This is a genomic window from Bordetella muralis, assembly GCF_965139205.1.
In the GTDB taxonomy this organism is placed as follows: domain Bacteria; phylum Pseudomonadota; class Gammaproteobacteria; order Burkholderiales; family Burkholderiaceae_B; genus Bordetella_A; species Bordetella_A muralis.
The window spans coordinates 242,952-261,429 of the sequence record NZ_CBCSIU010000005.1; the positions used below are offsets into that span (position 1 = coordinate 242,952).

The following is an 18,478-nucleotide window of genomic DNA, read 5'->3' on the forward strand; positions in this document are numbered from 1 at the left end:
TCGATTTTATTCTTCGTCCAGCGCATGGGGGTCCAGGGGCCGCAGCAGACCGTCCTCGAGGACTTTGACCTGCTGCTCCGCCTGCGCCAGGCGCTCTTGGCAAATACGGGTAAGCTCGACGCCGCGGCGATAGGCTGCCAGCGATTGCTCTAGCGGCAGCGATCCCCCCTCCATCGTGGCGACCAGCGTTTCGAGCTCGGCCAACGCCGTCTCGAAATCCTGAGGCAGAGGACGGTCGTCTTGAGGAATATCGGTGTGCGAGGAAATGGCCAAACGGGGCTCCGAGCGCAAAAAGAGTCATTAATTTGTGAATTGTACGAGATCGCGAACCCTGCCCGTTCGTATACGGACGTGTGAAATAAATAAAGCCTCTATACCGCAACTGCGGCCTGCTGTTCGCACTCAACGCCCTTTTCATCCTGAGACGCTTTGTAAAAAAACGCGCCAGCAACCGCCATGCCCGGGCCTGTATTTGCATTTATATGCCACGATTAACGGCTGGAAACACTGCCTCACGGCGGCACTGCTATGGTGACCGCATGCATCAACGTCTGAACGCTTCTTCTGCGTCTACCGCCGCCCAGGCGCTTTCCCCTTCCGCTCTCAACGACCGCCTGGATCGGCTGGATGCCGCACGCTGGCTGGCCGCACTGGCCGTCGTGTTACTGCACTGTGCCGCGCAGGCGGTATCGGATGCGAATGCGTATGGCACCAAAGACTGGCTGGCAGCCAATCTCTATGACTCGGCGGTGCGCTGGTGTGTGCCGGTATTCGTCATGATCAGCGGCGCTCTGCTGCTCAATCACGACAAGCCCCTGGATGCCCGGCAGTTTTATGCGCGCCGCGCCGCGCGCATCTGCGCGCCCTTGATTTTCTGGACCTTGTTTTATCTGGCATGGCGCAGCCTGCTCGACTGGTGGGACGACGGCCGCATGGATTTGTCGTTCTGGCCACGCAAAATCGCAGAAGGCGCCCCCTATTACCACCTATGGTATCTGTACATGATCGTCGGGCTGTATCTCTTTACCCCGATGATCAAGGCGCTCTACCATCGCAGCCAGCCTGCTGTGCGGCGCCTCTGGGTGGTCGGTATTTTAGGCGTGGCGATTCTGGACGCGTTATATCGGCAGGCGCTGGACACCGGACAGGGCTTTTTCCTGACATGGTTCCTGCCTTACCTCGGCTATTTTGTCGCCGGCCGCATGATCTACGACGGTGAGCTGCGTATTCCGCGCCCCGGCTTGATGCTGGTGCTCAGCGTGCTGGCTACCGCCTGGGGGGTCTTCACCTTGTCGGATTCAGGCAAGCTGAACCTGTACTTCTATGACTATTTCAGCATTACCGTGCCGTTCATGTCGCTGGCGGCATTCCAATGGATCATGAATAGCCCCCGGCTGCCGTCGCTTTCGACGTTGGCGCCGCTGACATTCGGGGTCTATTTGATCCACCCCCTGTTTTTGGATCTGGCAGACCGCACAGGACCGGTCATCACGCCCAGCGCCGCCTGGAGTCTGCCGGTGCAAACCGTCACCGTATTCGCCCTGTCGGCGGCGAGCTGCTGGCTGTTGCGGCGTCACCCGGCTACACGAAAACTGGTGTGATATTGTGATTTATGACACGTTTCTGACCTAACCCCCTCTAACTTTTGTCATTTTTTCTGAGTTGATTCGCATTTCGCTGCCGTTTTTACCCCCTGGATTCCTTGAATAGGGTAAACTCCAACGTTTGATCGGCCGGACCGATTTTTCTTCGCGCCAGAACGGAAACCCTGCCGTCCTGGCTTTTTTATCCGAGCGGAGGGAATCATGACCGACATTGGTCGGATGGCGCATGTTGTGCCGGCTCGCACCCAGCTACCCGTCAACGCGTATTTTGACGAAGCCCGCTTCAAGCGCGAGCAAGAACTCATTTTCAACCAGTCATCTCTATACGTCGGCAACCAGAAATTGGTACCCGAGGTCGGCGACTGGCGTACGTTGCCTCAAGAAAACGGAGGGCGCGTGCTGGTTCGCAACCAGCAAAGCGTTGAACTCATCTCAAATGTCTGCCGTCACCGTCAGGCATTGATGCTCGGCGGCGAGGCCGGAAATGTCGCAGGCAACTGCAACACGAAAGGCAACCTGAAATCCACAGGCGGCAATATTGTCTGCCCCCTGCACCGTTGGACGTACAACAACCAAGGCGAGTTGTTGGGCGCGCCTCAGTTCGAACAAACGCCCTGCATGAATTTGCAGAAATACCGTTTGCGCGATTGCCATGGCCTGCTCTTCGAGGGTCCTCGTGACCCGGCTTCGGATATGGCGCCGCTGTTTTCGCGTCCCGAGTTCGACTTTGGCGATTACGTGCTGGACCATGTCGAGATCCACCAGTGCAATTACAACTGGAAGACCTTTATCGAGGTCTATCTCGAGGACTATCACGTCGGCCCGTTCCATCCGGGCTTGGGCCGCTTTGTGACGTGCGACGACCTGACGTGGGAGTTCAACGACTGGTACAGCCTGCAAAAGGTCGGCGTACACAATGCGTTGGCGCAACCCGGCTCGGACGTCTACAAGCAATGGCATGATCGCTTGCTATCGTTCCGCGAGGGCGATGCACCGGATTTTGGCGCAGTGTGGGTGACGTATTTCCCGACGCACATGATCGAGCTGTACCCGCATGTGCTGGTACTGTCGACGCTGTATCCAAAGAGCCCGCAAGAAACCGTGAACGTGGTGGAGTTCTACTACCCCGAGGAGATCGCGGCTTTCGAACGCGAGTTCGTCGAGGCGCAACGTGCGGCATATATGGAAACGGCGGTCGAGGATGACGAGATTGCCGAACGCATGGATGCCGGGCGCAAGGCCTTGATGCTGCGTGGCGTTAACGAGACTGGGCCTTATCAATCACCAATGGAAGATGGCATGCAGCATTTCCATGAGTGGTATCGGCGGGTGATGCAAGAAGGGTGAGCCTTCTTGCGGTGAACCGCTATAGCGTTATTGTTTGCAGAGGGCATCTCGATAGAGGTGCCCTTTGTTTTTTAGAACCGCTAAAAATCGAGCTCGATTTCCACCTCATCGCCCACGCTCAATCGCCCGCCCTCTGGCGCACTCACAATCGCATTCTGACCAAAGACGACGCCGATTTCCAATTGGCGATAAGTCGCCAACGTGCGACCAGGCTCCTCGTAGCGCTCGCCTGTCAGTTGATCGATATTGGGCATAGGGCAACGCGTGCAAGGCTTGACCAAGGCCAGGCGCACATCGCCGACCGACACCAACGCGGTGACATCCTCGTCAAAGGCCTCCCATTCGCCCTCGATGACGATATTGGGCCGGAATCGATCCATAGGCACAGGAGATTGACCTTTGGCAACCAACCGGGCATTCAGATCATCGAGCGAAGCCTGATTGGCAATCAAGAGTGGAAAGCCATCTGCGAATCCGAACACGTGATCGCCGGCAAAGGCCTCGGCAAACTCTGGGTGAGCCTCTCGCCAACGATCAACCCAGTCGGTTTTGGCAGGCCGTTGCGCTTGTACATCGACCTTGACCAGCACGCAGTTCACGCCTAGCGCCTGACTGAGCCATGCGGCCGCGTCGGAGCTCTCCTCGCGGGCCAGGACGGTGTCTTTCCAGACGACCACATCGCGCACGTTGTCACTCAATTGCGAACCGTCGAGCGGAATTTGCAGGGAGGGCTGATCGGGCGCCTGCAGCTCGAGATGAGTATCAGTGAGCGCCGGCCGAATCCGCGCCATCGCGGGCCACTGGCGCTGCGTCATGAACTGACCGTCGGCGGTCAGGATCATCCAACGGCGATCACCGAGCAGACCCGCTCGGTCGATCGACGACGCGGACAAATCAATAGCGGCGCAAGACTTGATGGGATAGATATGCAGGCTGAGTATGCGAGCAGTCATGACGGAGGCCCATGAGCGAAGAGGAATGCGCCAAGCTTAGCATCGGCGCGCATCTCGCAGGATGACGGGCAAGCCAGCGCTCCGGCTATTTACCTTCGCGCAATTGACGCAGCACTTCCAACGCGGTTTGCAGTGCAGCCTCCGCAGCAGCCAGTGATGCAGCGCTCGGCGGCACAGCCTCGGCCGACGAGCCAGCCGCGGAATGTTTGACGCTGTCGGGCAAGGCCGCATGAATACGCTCACCGACGGGCGTCACATCGACGTCGAACACCAGTTTTTCGCCGCGATGCCAGGTCGTGAACCACTCGAGCGCCTGGCCATGCTGGTCGTGCCCTTGGCCTTCGAGCATGAGCAATGGACTGCCCTTCTTGACCTCTAACGCATCGGCCAACGCCGCATCGGCGCCCACTGCCCGGATACGGTTACGGCCACGACCAGGGTGCAAACCAAAGCGTTGAACCAGGATGCGATGCAACGACGCGTCCTGCAAGTGATCGGCCATCAACCCCGCTAGGCGCGTACGTGGCAGCCATGTGCGGACAAACGCCAGGGGTTCGTCATCCACACGACGCAGACGCTCTAACAACAACGTATCTTCAGAACCAAAAAACGCCGCCACCTCGGGAGGAGGTGCCGCCGGCTCCAGCCGCAATACCCGCGTACGCAGGGTCGTCCCCGTACTGGCAAACTGCTCGAACAATCCCGTGGAACGTTGCACCATACGATGGTGCTCTACCGGCGGCGCCACCGTGGGAGCCCGGCCAGGTTCACGCCGAATCAGGCCCTCGGCCACCAACGCCGCCAGCGCCTGGCGCACCACACTGCGCGCCACGCCAAACTGACGACACAATCCTGCCTCACTCGGCAACGCCGTCCCCGGCGCCAATTGCCGCGCCTGAATATCATGGCGCAGCGCCTGGGCAACTTGTACATGCAGAGGGGCATCGCTGGATCGATCCAGCGATGCCCCGGGGTTGGCGCTCAACGCCATGGAATCAGCCTCCGGTGGTGGAGCGCGCAGTTTCCCATACTTGCGACCAACCCGGGGCGAGATGCGCTGCACGCTCGGCAGCCAATACCAGGCTGTCTTCACGTGCGATGCCTTTGCCGGCGATATCAAAGGCGGTGCCGTGATCCACGGACACCCGCACCACCGGCAGGCCGACCGTGATGTTCACACCATCGTCACCATAGACCGACTTGAACGGCGCATGCCCCTGGTCGTGATAGCAGGCAATCACGAACTTCCATTTGCCGCGCACCGCCTGCGGGAACAAGGCGTCGGCAGGAATTGGGCCAGCGGCGAGAATACCGGCAGCATTGGCCTCGACCACTGCGGGCACCAGAATATCGGCGTCTTCGGTACCGAAAATGCCGTTCTCGCCGGCGTGCGGATTCAGGCCCGCGACGGCAACCGGCTCGTCGCTGCGACCCAGCGCTTTTGCAAACGAACCCGCCAGACGCAATACGGCGCGCATACGCTGCGGCGTCACATCGTCAATGGCCTGGCGCAAGGACACATGCGTCGTGGCATGGAAAATGTACAAATCGCCGGCGGACAATACGAGCGAGAAAGTCTTCACACCGAATTCGTGGGCCAGCAATTCGGTGTGGCCCGGCCACTTGTGGCCACCCAGGTGCATAGCGGCCTTGTTCAACGGCGCCGTCACAATGCCGTCGATACGGCCCTGGCGGGCCAGCTCGCAGGCGGTTGTGACGAAACGCACCGAGCCCGCGCCCGCATCGGCGCTCAACTGACCAGAGGGAACATGCTCCAACGAGGGGCCTGCCTGAATGACTTCGATCATCCCGGGTGCGTTTTTCACCTGCTCCGGGCCGTCGACGACGACCACGCGAGAAGCGTCGGCGCCCAACGCCTGGGCGGCTTTACGCAAGGCAGCAGCGTCGCCCACCGCGACCAGGCGCGCACGTTGACGCAGATCGTCATGGCCCAACAGCATTTTGGCGGTGATCTCCGGCCCAATACCTGCAACATCACCCAGCGTGACCGCCAGGGTGGGAATACGGTTGGGGGTTGCGTCTTGCGTCATATTCAGAATCTCCGTTCGCGGACCGCACGCGCGGCCCGGATCAATACATCGTCAGTGCCAAAGCCACCGGCCTTGGTCACAATGGGCAGCCCTGCGGCCGGCCCGCCGGTCAACGTGCCCAGCGGCACGCCTCCGGTGACTTCGTCTACCAATGCGATGCCGCCAGCCTGCAGCGCAGCCAGCACCGCGCTGGCGCCATCGCCGCCCGTGGCGACCACACCTGCGACTTTGCCGGCACTGCCATCCGCGGCAGCAGCGATTGTCGCGTCGCGGCCCAGGCGGGCTGCACTGCCCTCGGCGTGCGTGATGGCGCCATCGCCTGCCGGACGGGCATTGCCCTCGTCCACATGACTGACCACCGCCTCGCTCGCGCACCTGTCTCCATCGGTGCTTAAACCGCGCCGAATCAGTTGACCCGCCAATTCTCCCAGGCGAGCGGCAACGGCATCCGAATCCAGTCCCGCCAAGCGGCCTTCGGGCGCCAGTAATAATAAAGTTGCTTGTGCTGACGTCGAGGCGGCGGATTGGCAAACTTCGGCAGACCACTCCGCCCAAGCCGCATCATCGGCCAACTGCGCCAGCGTCGGGGACCATGTGTGTGCGCCATCGGCCTGCAGCGCCGCAGCCTGGCGACGTGCGGCACTGTGCTGCGACGTCACCACGACAACCACCGAACCCTGGGTTTCAGCACCGGCCCACAAACGGGCCAACGGCGCAGCCAAGCCGCCGGAACCGACGGGCAACGCACGTTCACCGATCAACGCAAGCGCGCGGGCCAGGCGATCCATATCCTGCGCCGTCGCGGCATCAACTACGACGACATCGCCGGCGGTCAGAATCCGATCGGCCAATGAACGGGGCGTTTCGTCCGCCACGATCTCGACCTGTGCCCCGCCCAACAGCGTGGGGATATGGCTTTCGGTCACGGGGGTCACGGGATCCGTCGCCGCCGAAGTCTCCGTCACCGGCTTGTCGTTCACATAAAGCACACCGCCGCGCACCGTACGGCCCGTATCGGGAAACGCCGGACAGACCACGGCGATCGCATCGTCACGCCATGCCTGGCGGGCAGCATCGATCTCGGCCTTGAAGGCGCCGCGCAAAGTCGAGTCGACCTTTTTGTACAGACGTTTTACGCCAGCGGCCCGCAGGGCCGCCACATCCTCGCGCACGACAGCCGCGGCCTGCTCGGCCGGCAACGCGCGGCTATGCGTCGTGACGGCGACCACCTCGGCCTGGCTGGCAGCGGGATCGGCCAACGCCTGCTCGGCTCGGCCGACCGACAGCTGCGTGGGCCACCCGGCCCGCACAAATTGCACAGCGGTGTCGCCAGAGCCAGTCAGGTCATCCGCAACGATAGCGATGAACAACGTCACGATTACACCTTTGCGTCGGCAACCGCCGGCGTGTTTTCGCCGAGCATGACCGCCACATCATCAGCGGGTTTCAATTCACCCGCACGCTTCAGGAAATACGATGCCAACAACGGAGCCAGGATCGAACTGATCAGCACGCATGCAGCCACCTGCGCAGTCGCCGTCCCGACATAATGCTGCAGCGATGGATCGGCAGCAGCAACAACGGCGGGAGTCGCGATCGCATTACCTGCGGTCGTGCCGGCAGCAAAGCCGATACCGCTCTTGCCGCCACGGCGCAGAATATAGCGATAGCCCAGGTACACCAGGAAGCCGGTCACCGGGCTGATCAACAGCCCCAGGACCAAGCCGGTCATCCCGCCTGACACCACCGAACCGAGGTTGATCCCGGTTCCCAATGCGAACGCAAAAAACGGAATCACGATATTCGGCACCGGCTTGAGCACATTACGCCATTGCACGTCCAGGTTGCCGACCACCACGCCCAACAGAAATGGCACCAGGGCGGCTATCAAAGCGGTGACGGGAATGTCAGCCAGCCCCGAGGCACCGAGAAACAACAGGCTGAAGAACGGGCCATCATTCACGGCACTGGCAACGTACGCACCGCGGTCGCGGCTGTCGCCGTATTGCCCGGTATAGGCCAGCCACAGGCCGCCGTTGCTGTTATCGAAAGCGGCCAGCAGGGCCAGGATCGACACGCCCCATATCCCGTCCAGCCCGACAAAACTGCCCAGCAGGATGATCAATGAGGCCGGCACGATGGTCTTCATCAACAAGATCGTGCCCGCCGTCGCCAGAATCGGGCCACCGGTACGCATATTGACCTGTGTACCCGTCGCGAAAATCAGCAACGCAATCAGGGGCATGGCGCTGTTCTTGAACAACGCCGTGGTAAAGCCCCCCACCGCCAGCGCGTCAGGCGCAAACGTGCCGATCAGGGAGCCAAGAATCAGCGGTAGCAGCATCAACCCGCCCGGCACCTTCATCATCGCCGAGAACATGGGGAAACGGGAAACTTCGGGGTTCATAGAGGCGTCTCCAACGCTTTTGTCATAGGCCGGCTCGTCCACTGTAAACCGGATGCCGGGTGCGGAAAACGCGTAGTGTACAACTGATACGTACAGGCTGTACGTACAGAATTTGTAAATAACTAACACGCGGCGACTACGTAAAGCGACGTCCCGAATCCCGACATTTATCCCGATTTACGACAAAAATCGCTCTAATAAAACCTATTACACGTAAAAATGGAAATATATTTCCAACAAATACGGGTTTATCCCAGGTATTGGCAAGCGCAGAATGCAGTCACTGGGAAACAAACACGAACCACGACGGAAGGCCGCCGGATTCCATCCCAAATTCACAGACAAATGGAGGTCTTATCATGAAAACCCTAACTTCTGCCCTGCTAGTTTCGATGAGCCTGTTGAGCGCCGGCGCCTACGCCGCCTCCCCCAATATCGAACCTAACAACGTACCTTTCCAAGGCGTTTATGGCCAAGTCGATGCCAACGCCCCGACCCGCGCCCAAGTCGTGGCCGACCTGGCCCAAGCCAAGGCTGCTGGCCTGGTGACCTACGGCGAACAAGAGTACCCCGTAGCAATCGCCAGCCACTCGAACAAGAGCCGCGGCCAAGTCGTTGCCGAGCTGGCTCAAGCCAAGGCCAATGGCGAGTACTCCTTCGGCGACCTGGACTATCCGGTTGTTCGCTAAGCACGAGCAATAACGCCCCCAAAAGGCGCGTTTAAGTAAGTGGTAGCAGCAAAAAAAAACCCTGCCTGCGTTGCGCATGGCAGGGTTTTTTGCATCCCGGTGCTCGGAGACCTGCGCGCTAGTCGATGATTAGAATTGATTGACTCGCGCCGTCTTTAGCAAAAAGACTGTGCAGGCGGTCGACGGCATGGCTAGGTGCCGCCTCCGCGCATTAAATTTACGACTCGACGAGCTTCAGCGCATCCAACGGCGTCACCGCCTTGAATGCCTGGCGGGTCGCAATATGCTCTGGCCGTGGATCCAATCCATACTTCGGCGGATTCAGCGTGTTTTCCATGCTGTTGTAGACCATGAACACGTTCGCACGCGGCCACGGCGAGATATTGCTGTTCGAGCCATGCATGGTATTGCAATCGAAGAACACCACCGAGCCAGCCTTGGCCGTCATGGTACGGATGCCGCCCTGCTCGACCAGTAACTGCAGACTGACCGCATCAGGCACACCGTACTCCTGTTTTTTCAGCGAGTGCTTGTAGTGCTCTTTCGGCGTTTCGCCCACGCATGAAATGAAATGGCGATGCGATCCTGGCACGAGCATCAGCGGGCCATTGCATTCATTGTTGTCGCTCAACAGCACCGAGCAACTCAACGCACGCATCGACGGCATGCCATCCTCGACGTGCCAGGTTTCGAAATCCGAATGCCAGTAGAACTCTTTGCCTTTGAAGCCGGGCTTCATATTGGCGCGAGACTGGTGGATATATACCTCGGAACCCAACAATTGGCGCGCGACATTGGCCAGACGCGGATCGCGGGTCAGACGTCCCAACATGGCGTTGAGCACGTGGACACGAAAGATCGAACGCACGGCGTTGCTGCCTGGCTCGGTGATGGATTCCTCGCGGCGCACGATCGCCGGATCGCGCGTCATGCGATCGACCTCGGCAATCAGCGCCTGGACCTCGGCGTCGGAAAACACGTTTTCCAGCAAGAGGAAACCATCGCGGTCATAGCTTTCAACTTGTTCGGCCGACAACGCGTCGGCATAAGTACCATCGCCATACACCACAGGGTCTTGGCGGGCGATGATGGCTGAGCTGCGATCCGTACGTGAGGCGTACGGATCCTGTGCAGGTGAGATCATCATTAGCCTCCTTAATTCGTTAATCACTGGATTGATCGCTGCGCCCTCGAGTCACCTGCCGTAGACATCAGAGCCTGGACTACGAGCTGGTGACCGTCGGGCGATCGATCGATTACGCCGCTTCTGCTGTTGCGGGCAATGCGTACACACCTTCGGCGTCGTGCACTTCCTGGCCGGTCAGCGGCGGATTGAAAACGCAGATGACGCGCAGCGGCTCTTTGCCACCGCACAGCCAGTGCTCGTCGTTTTCGTTCAGGGCGTAGACCACACCAGGGCCCAAGTCGTATTTTTTGCCGTCGGCGATGGTTTCGATAGAGCCATCGCCCTCGATGCACCACACCGCTTCAAGATGGTTCTTGTAGTGGATGTGGGTCCGTCCGCCCGGAAAAATGGTGGTCTCGTGAAACGAAAACCCCATTCCGTCCTTCTTCAGCAGCACACGGCGGCTGACCCAGGTGTCGGTCCGGACTTCGTCTTGGGTTCCGATCACATCTTTCACATTGCGTACGATCATCGACGTTTTCCTCCAAATTTCAGAACACGGGCAGATTGCCCAGACTCGCCCAGCGCTTCGGCCACAGAGGCCTCGATCGTTTCGAGACCGCGCGTCAGCAGCTCGTCTTCGATCGTCAGCGCCGGCAACAGCTTCAGGACTTCGTCCTGCGCCCCCGAGGTCTCGATCACGACACCCCGTTTAAAGGCTTGCTGCGCGATACGGTTGGCCAGTGCCGGCTCGGCAGTGGCGACCAGACCCTGGATCAGGCCACGGCCGCGTACGGCCAGACCCGCGTTGGGATAACTGTGTGCCAGGTTTTCCAGCCAATCACGCACCAGGCGTTCTTTGCGTTGGACTTCGCTGGCAAACGCATCGCTGGCCCAGTAGGAATCCAGCGCCTGCGTCGCCGTGACGAATGCCAGGTTGTTGCCGCGGAACGTGCCGCTGTGCGCACCGGGTTTCCAGATATCCAGTTCAGGACGCATCAGGACCAGTGACATCGGCAGGCCAAAGCCCGACAGCGACTTCGACAGCGTGATGATGTCGGGGCGAATCCCCGCCGACTCAAAGCTGAAGAAGTTGCCCGTACGGCCGCAACCGACTTGAATGTCGTCGACGATCAGCAGCATGTCATGACGGCGGCAGAGTTTTTCCAGCTCTTTCAGCCAACGCAGGGTAGCGACGTTGACACCGCCCTCGCCCTGTACCGTTTCGACAATCACGCCAGCCGGCTTGTCCAAGCCGCTGCTGGGATCATCAAGCATGCGTTCGAGGTAAGCGATGGTGTCGACGTCGGGACCAAAATAACCGTCATAAGGCATGAACGTCGTATTGCCCAAGGCATAGCCGGCCGCATCGCGGAACTTCATATTGGCGGTCGCCGCCAATGAGCCGCCGCTGACGCCATGGAACCCATGGGTGAACGAAATGATGTTGGATCGGCCTTTGACTTGGCGGGCAATCTTCAGCGCCGCCTCAACCGCGTTGGTACCGGTGGGGCCGGTGAACTGCAAGGTGTATTGCCAATTGCGCGGCTTGAGCAACACGCGATCGACGGTCTCGAGAAACTGTTTCTTGGCGCTGGTGGCCATGTCCAGGCCATGCACGACGCCATCCGATTCCAGATACTCGAGCAGTTTCTCTTTGAAGACAGGGTTGTTATGCCCGTAGTTCAGCGTCCCTGCACCGCTGAAGAAGTCGATGTATTCACCCCCCTCTTCGTCGATCAGGAGCGAGCCGCGCGCCTGGCTGAATATGACCGGAAACGACCGGATGTAGCCACGCACCTCCGACTCCATCCGGTCAAAAATTTTCAAGTCCATAGAATCCTCCCTTCATCTCGTGAATTGACAGACACAGCCACACCGATGCCATAGAGGGCATTCGGGCAACACTGCGTCCCGGTTCCAATAGACCGCAAACACACTCCCCTATTGGGGCGGCAGTGTGAAAGGGCCTATCTTCAACAACATCTCGTCGTCATGGTCTGCGCCGCCGAACAACTGCCGATCGAAGAACGGCTGCTCGGAGACGTGCGCACCCAGTTCGCCGGCCAAGCCGGTGAACGTGCGGCGCGAGGCCTGGTTATCAGGGCCTACCGTGGTTTCAAGATGACGAACATGCTTGAGCTCATCGCGTTGCAAGAGCTCTCGAAGCATGGCGCGGCCTAACCGTTGGCCGCGTGCTCGGGCGTGCACGGCAACCTGCCAGACGAAAATCACGTCGGGCCGGGTTGGCGGCACATATGCGGATATGAACCCATCAATGCGGCCGCCGGCACTCTCGGCCACCACACACGTGGCGCTGAAGTGCTCGCACAGCAACAGATAGGCATATAAAGAGTTGACATCGAGTGGCGGGCACTCGGAGACCAGACGGTGCAATGCGGCACCGTCGGTGCGGCGCGGCTGCCTGAACTGCAGACGCGATGATGAATTGGCCGGCTGAGCGGCCGAGGCTGGCAGAGAGGGGGTCAGGTCCTGCCCCCTCATACGACCAACCCCGACTCGGGCGGCGCACCGCCAGTGGGGACCTCGAGAATGGGCGAGGACACATCGCCATGTGCTTCAGTCACATGGCCTTCTTGTTCCATTAGATTCACAATGCGCTCCAGCGCTAGCGTAATAGTGGCCTGCTCCAGTTCGGGCAAGGCATTCAGGCCGTCAGCCAGATGCTTTTGCAATGGCGACGGCGCCCCGGNCGCGAGANCGCGGCCAGCGTCGGTCGCAGTCACGAAAACAATGCGGCGGTCTTCGCGGCCGCGTTCGCGGCGGACGAATCCCTTGTCCTCGAGGCGGTCCAGAATGCCCACCACGGTACTGGGGCTGACGTGGATTTCTCGGCTGATCGCCGTCGCCGTCATAGGGCCATTGGCAATGACCGTGCGCAGGCACATCAACTGCGGCGCAGTGATGTGGCTCACTGCGGCCAGTTGGCGCGAATGCAGCGCAATCGAGCGCGTGATGCGGCGCAAGGCACGCAGAATGCGCAGGTCGTACTGCTGTGACGGATCGGGCGTAGGTATGGTGTTCATGACTGAAAATAGTTCAGCAGGATTAATTTCTACTCAAATGATTCTACCCAGATAATATGCGGATGAGCCGCTATGGTCAACCCGTGTTATCCAGAAAAAATGAATAAATAAGCTCATATTTACAGAAGATAAAGAAAAATATGAACTTTTTTATTTTTCCCGGGGAAAAGCCTCCGGACGAATCGGACGCCTTGAGGCCCTGATTGCCACCGCAAAAGACGTGCGATTCAGGGGCATCAAACGAAGCCCGACGCCAGAAGGCTATCTGCGTTCCCTCAGGAATACCCTGATTGCCTAAAAAACAAACGTTTTCTACATTTCACATCCGTTCTCATATGTTTTTTCGTAGCGGACTGCCGTTCTTCCATGCCTCCTCCTTCTGCTCCACCGTTGGTATTGCAGCGCCTGCAAAACCTCTTGGATCAATTGCCGCCAGAGCTGCGGCGGGCAGCGCATTGGGTGGTGGATCACCCCGCCGAGGTCAGCCTGTGGTCCATGCGGCGCCAAGCCCAGGTCTTGGGTGTTGCGCCAGCCACGATGCTGCGACTGGCGCGCGCGACGGGATACGACAGCTACGAGGCATTTCGGGCGCCGTTTCAGGCAGCCTTGGCCGGCGAACGTCCCAGCACACTGCGTGAACGCGCTGCAGAACTGCAGGCGACTCAAGACCAAAGCAATGTGCCAGGCCACGACAGGCTGACCGAAATACAAGCCAATGCCATCGGATCTATCGTCTCGGTAAACAGCCCGGCGACATTCGATGCCGCGGTCAAAACCTTGCTCACGGCGCGTCACGTCGGATTTTTAGGCACGCGCTCGGCCTTTGGCATTGCGTTTCAAATGCACTATGCCTATCAACTGGTACGACCCAACAGCATATTGATCGATGGACTGGGAGGTTTGCAGGCCGAGGCCATCGACAACCTGCGCGAAGGCGATGCGTTGATTGCCATTTCACAGGCGCCCTACCCATCTGCCACGGTTCGTCTAGCGCGCCTGGCGGCTCAGCAACGCGTTGCCATCGTTGCCTTGACCGACACCCCCTTGTCTCCCCTGGCCGCGGATGCCCGACACGTCCTGACGTTTGATCGCGCGGATCGCGAGCAGGTCGGACAGCGGCCCGCGCGACGAGGTCCCGGATCGTTTTTCCATACGACGGCAGGATTGCTGGGATTGGCCGAACACCTCATTGCCCGCCTCACTGCCCGAGGCGGTGAAGCAGTATTGAATCGACTGAGTGAAATCGAAGCACGTATGCATGCCGACAAAGTGTTTTGGTCGGCTTCTGCCGCAACACCGGATCGCTAACTATCACGCGGCCTCGGAACATCAGGCGCCGCACCCATCACGCACCCTGGCTCGGGTGCATTATTTGCCGGAACACCGGCGGTTTTCACGGGGAAAATCCTCAAAAGGAGTTTGTATGCGTCAGTTCGTCAAACCCGCTTTGGACAACAAGAGAAAAACGGGGGCTCTCGCGGCCATGTGCGCCGCCATGGCCTTGGCATTTGCCGCGCCATCGCCCGCCTCGGCACAACAGAAGTTCGTCAGCATCGGCACCGGCGGCGTGACGGGGGTGTATTACGCCGCCGGCGGTTCGATTTGCCGTCTCGTCAACAAGGACCGTTCATCGCACGGCGTGCGCTGCTCTGTCGAGTCCACCGGCGGATCGGTATTCAACGTCAACACCATCAAAGCTGGCGAGCTGGATCTGGGCGTCGTGCAGTCGGATGTGGGCTACAACGCCTACAACGGCGTCGGCCAATTCAAAGACGCCGGCAAATTCGACAAGCTGCGCTCGGTGTTTTCGATCCACCCCGAGCCGTTTACTGTCGTCGCTCGCAAAGACGCCAACATCAAATCGTTTGAAGACTTCAAAGGCAAGCGCTTCAACGTCGGCAATCCGGGCTCGGGTACACGCGCGTCCATGGAGGAACTGCTGGCCACGATGGGCTGGACCCTGAAAGATTTCTCGCTGGCGTCTGAGCTGCGGCCCGATGAGCATGGCTCGGCACTGTGCGACGGCAAGATCGACGGCTTCTTCTACGGCGTCGGCCACCCGTCTGCCAACATCCAGGATCCCGCGACGACCTGCGGCGCGCAACTGGTGTCTCTGACCGGCCCTGCCGTGGACAAACTGGTCGATAAATACGCCTATTACGCGCATGCCACCATCCCAGGCGGACTCTACCCAGGCAATCCCAATGACACCAAGACCTATGGCGTCACCGCGACCTTTGTGACCTCCGCCGACGTGCCGGAAGAAACGGTGTACGTGATCGTCAAAGCCGTCTTCGATAATCTGGAAGACTTCAAGAAACTGCACCCTGCCTTTGCCCACCTGAAGGCCGAAGACATGGCCAAGAATGGCCTGTCGGCGCCGTTGCATCCCGGCGCCCAGAAGTACTTCAAAGAAAAAGGCCTGCTGTAAATACGGATACGGTCTCGGAGCGCGTGCTCAACGCATCGCCCCGAGACCGTATTCAGCAATTCGCCTGGCTGCGTCAAAGACCTATCACATCGCGCATGCTTGCCAGGCTGATCAACCATGTAGGGGAATCCGATGAAAACTGAGCCGTCCACCACAACCGCTGATCTAGAGCAGTTGGTTGCGGACGTCGATCGCGGCGGACGCCAAGCAGGCGGCATCGCCGGCGCCACGCTGGCAATAGGTGCGCTGCTATGGTCGCTGTTCCAGCTCTGGTATGCCTCGCCGCTGCCGTTCTCGTTGCGCTGGGGCATTTTCAACGACACCGAGGCGCGCGCACTGCACCTGGGCATCGCCATGTTTTTAGGCTATCTGGCCTATCCCGCACGCAAGAGCTCGCCGCGCGATCGCATGCCGTGGCACGACTGGATACTCGCAATCGTCGCAGCCTTTTGCGGTGCGTATTTGTTTTTGTTCTACAAAGAATTAGCAGGCCGGCCTGGCCAGCCCACCACGATGGATGTGGCCACCGCGGCCATCGGCCTGGTGCTGCTGCTGGAGGTCACACGCCGCTCGCTAGGCCTGCCCATGACGGTGCTCGGCGCCGTGTTCGTACTGTACGTACTGGCTGGCCCCTGGCTGCCCGACGTGCTCGCGCACCGCGGCGCCTCCATTGAGCGACTCGCCTCGCATATGTGGCTGACGACAGAAGGCGTCTACGGCGTCGCGCTGGGCGTGTCTGTGTCGTACATCTTTATTTTTGTCTTGCTGGGTTCGCTGCTGGACAAATGCGGCGCGGGCAACTACATGATGCAAGTCTCGTTCGCGCTGCTGGGTCACCTGCGTGGCGGTCCCGCCAAAGTCGCCGTCGTCTCGTCGGCGGTTAATGGGTTGGTATCTGCGTCGTCGGTCGCCAACGTCGTCACTGGCGGGATCTTCACGATCCCGCTGATGAAAAAAGCCGGCTATGGCGGCATTCGTGCAGGCGCTATCGAAACCGCATCATCGGTCAATGGACAGATCATGCCCCCGGTCATGGGTGCAGCGGCATTCCTGATGATCGAATATGTCGGCATCCCCTACACCGACATCATTCGCCACGCGATTCTGCCGGCCTCGATCTCGTACATCGCCCTGTTCTACATCGTCCATCTGGAGGCCCTCAAGCTCGGCATCCAGCCGATGATGGCTGGCGGCAAACCCCGTACGCCATTGCAAAAGCTCGCAGGCTGGGGCATGGGGATTTGCGGCACACTGATCGTCATGGGATTGGTGTACTGGATCGGGATGGGTGTCAAAGCGGTAGCAGGCGCCTCTGCGGTCTGGATACTGCTGGCGCTGCTGGTCATCCTGAACGTCTGGCTGCTGCGCGTTGCGGCACGCTATCCGGATTTATCCGAGGAAATCAACGTCACAAACCCGGTGCGTCCCGAACCCTGGCCCACCGTACGCGCAGGCCTGCATTTCCTGATCCCCATCGGCATTCTCGTATGGTGCCTGAGTATCGAGGAACTCTCTGCCGGACTGTCAGCATTCTGGGCCGCCATCGCGATGGTGGTGCAGATGATCACGCAGCGCCCGCTCACGGCCTGGTTTCGGCAACAACCGGTCGCGCCTGCCTTGCGGCGTGGCTGGCGCGAGGCTATCGGCGGACTGGAAGACGGCGCCCGCAACATGATCGGCATCGCCATCGCCTGCGGTACGGCAGGACTGATCGTAGGCGCCATTACGCTCACCGGCCTGGGCTTGCGCATGACTGCGTTCGTCGAATTGGTTTCGATGGGCAACGTGCTGCTGATGCTGATCTTTACCGCCATCGTGTGCCTGATCCTGGGTCTGGGCATGCCGACCACCGCCAACTACATTTTGATGGCCACCTTGATGGCTCCTGTAGTTGTCGAACTCGGTGCGCAGAACGGGCTCGTGATCCCGCTCATCGCCGTGCACATGTTCGTGTTCTATTACGGGATCATGGCTGACATCACACCGCCGGTGGGGTTGGCTACCTTCGCCGCGGCGGCGATTTCAGGGGAAGACCCAATCAAAACCGGCATCAAGGGTGCGACTTATGCATTACGCACAGCCGTGCTGCCCTTTATGTTTGTATTCAACCCGCTGCTGCTGCTGATCGATGTGCACGGATGGTGGGAGTTGTTGTTGGTGATTTCTGGCGCGACCCTGGCGTCCCTGACCTTTGCTGCAGCGACGCTGGGTTGGTTCCGTGTGCGCTGCTCAGCTGTCGAGATCGCGGTTCTGCTGCTGGTGACGTTCATGCTGTTCCGGCCGGACTGGTTCATGAACCATCTCTATGGCAAATACGAAAGCCTGCCGGCATCCCAGATCAATCAGGTCGCATCCGAACTGCCTGACAGCGGTCGGCTGGTCGCAGTATTGCACGGCATGAACATCGAGGGCGACGAACTCACGAAAACTGTGGCCGTGACGCTATCGCCATTGCCCGAAGGCGATACCAGCACCGGTGTCGCCGCAGGACGCAAGCGTCTCAGCGACGCGGGTCTCATGGTCACAGCCTTGGGCGACCAAGTCCAAATCGGCGCTGTGCAATTCGGCAGCCGCGCGCGCAAGGCAGGATGGGAGCAAGGATGGGATGTCGTCAGCGTCCAGATTCCGAATCCGCATCGGCCGTCGGAGTTCTGGGTGTATATCCCGGCGTTGGCGCTGCTGGCAGCCGTGTGGGGATTGCAGGGGCGTCGGCAGCGTCGGGAGTTAACGCCTTCTGTGGCGTAGTTGAAGAGTTGATCTTGTGCTTGCGGGGACGTTCTCTGTGAACACGTTCCTGCCGGGGGCAAAACGCCACGCGGGCCT

The 18,478-nt window shown here is 59.9% G+C and carries 16 protein-coding genes and 2 pseudogenes; 6 read left to right on the top strand and 12 right to left on the bottom strand.

The window, feature by feature from the left end:
* Positions 1 to 6: 6 nt before the first annotated feature.
* The gene (locus ACNA0I_RS10880; protein ID WP_415806012.1) at positions 7 to 273 is read right to left on the bottom strand and encodes an exodeoxyribonuclease VII small subunit; all 267 of its coding nucleotides are present in this window, start codon (positions 271 to 273) and stop codon (positions 7 to 9) included.
* Positions 274 to 539: 266 nt separating this feature from the next.
* Here ACNA0I_RS10880 and ACNA0I_RS10885 point away from each other — a divergent pair, with 266 nt between their 5' ends.
* Positions 540 to 1,601, top strand: coding sequence for an acyltransferase (locus ACNA0I_RS10885; protein WP_415806013.1), 1,062 nt, complete (start codon positions 540 to 542; stop codon positions 1,599 to 1,601).
* Between the two features lie 204 nt (positions 1,602 to 1,805).
* Positions 1,806 to 2,951, top strand: coding sequence for an aromatic ring-hydroxylating oxygenase subunit alpha (locus ACNA0I_RS10890; protein WP_415806014.1), 1,146 nt, complete (start codon positions 1,806 to 1,808; stop codon positions 2,949 to 2,951).
* Between the two features lie 80 nt (positions 2,952 to 3,031).
* Here the strand turns inward: ACNA0I_RS10890 and ACNA0I_RS10895 are convergent, their stop codons facing one another.
* The 5 genes from ACNA0I_RS10895 to ACNA0I_RS10915 form a co-directional block, all read right to left on the bottom strand.
* The gene (locus ACNA0I_RS10895) at positions 3,032 to 3,904 is read right to left on the bottom strand and encodes an MOSC domain-containing protein (RefSeq protein WP_415806015.1); all 873 of its coding nucleotides are present in this window, start codon (positions 3,902 to 3,904) and stop codon (positions 3,032 to 3,034) included.
* A gap of 85 nt (positions 3,905 to 3,989) precedes the next feature.
* A complete protein-coding gene (locus tag ACNA0I_RS10900; RefSeq protein WP_415806016.1) occupies positions 3,990 to 4,895 on the bottom strand; it encodes a GntR family transcriptional regulator in 906 nt (301 codons plus the stop codon).
* 4 nt (positions 4,896 to 4,899) lie between these two features.
* Positions 4,900 to 5,955: a 4-hydroxythreonine-4-phosphate dehydrogenase PdxA gene (pdxA, locus tag ACNA0I_RS10905; protein ID WP_415806018.1), complete on the bottom strand. Its 1,056-nt coding sequence runs from the start codon at positions 5,953 to 5,955 to the stop codon at positions 4,900 to 4,902.
* 2 nt (positions 5,956 to 5,957) lie between these two features.
* Positions 5,958 to 7,331, bottom strand: a complete 1,374-nt coding sequence (locus ACNA0I_RS10910) for a four-carbon acid sugar kinase family protein (protein ID WP_415806020.1) — start codon at positions 7,329 to 7,331, stop codon at positions 5,958 to 5,960.
* A gap of 2 nt (positions 7,332 to 7,333) precedes the next feature.
* Entirely contained in the window at positions 7,334 to 8,362 is a 1,029-nt protein-coding gene (locus tag ACNA0I_RS10915) for a 2-keto-3-deoxygluconate permease (protein WP_415806021.1), read from the bottom strand.
* 359 nt (positions 8,363 to 8,721) lie between these two features.
* Here ACNA0I_RS10915 and ACNA0I_RS10920 point away from each other — a divergent pair, with 359 nt between their 5' ends.
* Entirely contained in the window at positions 8,722 to 9,051 is a 330-nt protein-coding gene (locus ACNA0I_RS10920; RefSeq protein ID WP_415806022.1) for a DUF4148 domain-containing protein, read from the top strand.
* Positions 9,052 to 9,268: 217 nt separating this feature from the next.
* Here the strand turns inward: ACNA0I_RS10920 and thpD are convergent, their stop codons facing one another.
* The 6 genes and pseudogenes from thpD to ACNA0I_RS10950 form a co-directional block, all read right to left on the bottom strand.
* Positions 9,269 to 10,195, bottom strand: coding sequence for an ectoine hydroxylase (thpD, locus tag ACNA0I_RS10925; RefSeq protein ID WP_415806038.1), 927 nt, complete (start codon positions 10,193 to 10,195; stop codon positions 9,269 to 9,271).
* A gap of 112 nt (positions 10,196 to 10,307) precedes the next feature.
* Positions 10,308 to 10,709: an ectoine synthase gene (locus ACNA0I_RS10930; RefSeq protein ID WP_415806023.1), complete on the bottom strand. Its 402-nt coding sequence runs from the start codon at positions 10,707 to 10,709 to the stop codon at positions 10,308 to 10,310.
* Positions 10,706 to 12,013 (bottom strand): diaminobutyrate--2-oxoglutarate transaminase, encoded by a 1,308-nt coding sequence (ectB, locus tag ACNA0I_RS10935; RefSeq protein WP_094822031.1) that lies wholly within the window; start codon positions 12,011 to 12,013, stop codon positions 10,706 to 10,708. Before ectB ends, ACNA0I_RS10930 begins: the two co-directional genes overlap by 4 nt.
* Positions 12,014 to 12,121: 108 nt before the next feature.
* Positions 12,122 to 12,682, bottom strand: coding sequence for a diaminobutyrate acetyltransferase (gene ectA / locus ACNA0I_RS10940; RefSeq protein WP_415806024.1), 561 nt, complete (start codon positions 12,680 to 12,682; stop codon positions 12,122 to 12,124).
* Positions 12,679 to 12,890 (bottom strand): annotated as a pseudogene (locus ACNA0I_RS10945) (MarR family winged helix-turn-helix transcriptional regulator); the annotation flags it as partial. The pseudogene ACNA0I_RS10945 and the gene ectA, both read right to left, overlap by 4 nt.
* A gap of 9 nt (positions 12,891 to 12,899) precedes the next feature.
* A pseudogene (locus ACNA0I_RS10950) lies at positions 12,900 to 13,224 on the bottom strand (MarR family winged helix-turn-helix transcriptional regulator); the annotation flags it as partial.
* Between the two features lie 366 nt (positions 13,225 to 13,590).
* Between ACNA0I_RS10950 and ACNA0I_RS10955 the strand changes: the two are divergent.
* The 3 genes from ACNA0I_RS10955 (at position 13,591) to ACNA0I_RS10965 (ending at position 18,400) form a co-directional block, all read left to right on the top strand.
* Positions 13,591 to 14,532, top strand: a complete 942-nt coding sequence (locus ACNA0I_RS10955) for a MurR/RpiR family transcriptional regulator (protein WP_415806025.1) — start codon at positions 13,591 to 13,593, stop codon at positions 14,530 to 14,532.
* A gap of 115 nt (positions 14,533 to 14,647) precedes the next feature.
* Positions 14,648 to 15,655 (top strand): TAXI family TRAP transporter solute-binding subunit, encoded by a 1,008-nt coding sequence (locus ACNA0I_RS10960; protein ID WP_415806026.1) that lies wholly within the window; start codon positions 14,648 to 14,650, stop codon positions 15,653 to 15,655.
* Positions 15,656 to 15,787: 132 nt separating this feature from the next.
* Positions 15,788 to 18,400 (top strand): TRAP transporter permease, encoded by a 2,613-nt coding sequence (locus tag ACNA0I_RS10965; RefSeq protein ID WP_415806027.1) that lies wholly within the window; start codon positions 15,788 to 15,790, stop codon positions 18,398 to 18,400.
* The last annotated feature ends 78 nt before the right edge of the window (positions 18,401 to 18,478 follow it).